Annotated in this window: 1 protein-coding gene; it reads left to right on the forward strand. The window is 69.4% G+C overall.

Translation table 11 applies throughout. The annotated features are described in order from the left end of the window. Nucleotides 1–124: 124 nt before the first annotated feature. Nucleotides 125–1,552, forward strand: a complete 1,428-nt coding sequence (locus BA895_RS18065) for an IS1380 family transposase (RefSeq protein WP_070193290.1) — start codon at nucleotides 125–127, stop codon at nucleotides 1,550–1,552. Nucleotides 1,553–1,724: the final 172 nt, after the last annotated feature.

Here is a 1,724-nt window from a genome sequence, read left to right on the forward strand (position 1 = left end):
TAGCCCGGAGATTTCATCGACGGGTGCTGCGGGGGGCTGTCGCGTGGGCTGAAAAGTGCCCCTGAACTGGGAAGATAGGGATTGCGACGTCTCTATCAGCAGCAGTTCGAGGAGCACCTTCCAGGTGAAGAAGACTACCGGGTTCTATCCGTCTGTTCGTGTCGACTCGGCGCCGATCGCGGCGGTCGGTTCCGCGGGTGGGGTGCTGCTGACGACGGCCTCAGAAGTGACGGGGTTGAGCGTGGCCCTGCGGGAGGGGGTGTCGCGGTGGCGGAAGCCGACCGCGGTGCACGACCCGGCCAAGGTGCTCACCGATCTCGCGGTGACGCTCGCGTTGGGTGGTGACTGCCTCGCTGACGCCGCGGTCCTGCGGTGCGAGCCGGGGATCTACGGTCGGGTCGCGTCAGAGGCGCCGGTCTCACGGACCATCACGATGTTGGCTCGCGACGCCGACCGGGTCCTTGCCGCGGTCGGCGCCGCCCGGAAAGCGGCCCGGGCCAGAGCGTGGGAGCTGGCGGGGGAACACGCACCGAATCATGGTGTCACCGCTGATGATCCGTTGATCGTGGACCTCGACGCCACGCTGGTGACTGCGCACTGTGACAAGGAGCAGGCGGCACCGAACTTCAAACGGGGGTTCGGCTTTCACCCGTTGTGCGCGTTCGTCGACCACCGCAGGAACGACGCCGACGGGACCGGGGAAGCTCTCGCGATCCGGCTCCGACCGGGGAACGCCGGCTCGAACACCGCGGCCGATCACATCGCTGTCACCCGGGAGGCTTTGGCCGGCCTGCCCGGAATCAACCCGTCACGGCCCGGGCGGAAGGTGATGATCCGCGCCGACGGCGGTGGCGGGACGAAGGAGTTCCTCTCGTGGTTGACCCGCCGCGGGTTGTCGTACTCGATCGGTTTCACCCTTCCCGGCACCACGCCCAGCCTGTACAAGATGGTCCCGGCGTCGGCGTGGCAGGCCGCGGTCAACGCCGACGGCGACGTACGAGACGGGGCCGACGTGGTCGACCTGACCGATGTCCTGGCCTTCCACGGCCACCTGGTGGGGTGGCCGGCCGGGATGCGGGTCATCGTGCGCCGCGAACGGCCCCATCCTGGGGCGCAGCTAAGGTTCGAAGACGTCGACGGGTACCGGCTGACCGCGTTCGCCACCAACGCTGTTCGCCCCAAGGGCCCTCAGCTGGCCGACCTCGAGCTGCGCCACCGGCGCCGCGCCCGCTGCGAGGACCGGATCCGGATCGCGAAGGACTCCGGCCTGCGCAACCTTCCCCTGCACGGGTTCGACCAGAACCGGATCTGGTGCGCCCTGGTCATGCTCGCCACCGACCTCACGGCGTGGACCCAGCTGCTCGCTGTCGCTCCCGGGCACCCCGCCCGCCGGTGGGAACCCAAACGACTACGGCTGCGGCTGTTCACGATCCCCGCCACCCTGGCCCGGCACGGACGACGGATCCGCCTCCACGTCAAGGACACCGCACCCTGGGCCGGCCTCGTCGTCGCCGGGCATCACCGGCTGATCGAGCTCGCCACACCGACCTGATCTTCGGCGTACGTGCCCGACCCGACGACCTCCCAGCCCTTCGGCAGTGGAAACCGACGCCCCACCGCGCGCGACATCGCGGTCTCTGTCACACCCCCACGCCACAATCACCACCGAACGCAGCGGCTACGCCGCCGACCACCTCACCCCGAGGTCCGATGCAAGATCCGGG

The organism is Humibacillus sp. DSM 29435 (genome assembly GCF_001758225.1).
GTDB lineage: Bacteria > Actinomycetota > Actinomycetes > Actinomycetales > Dermatophilaceae > DSM-29435.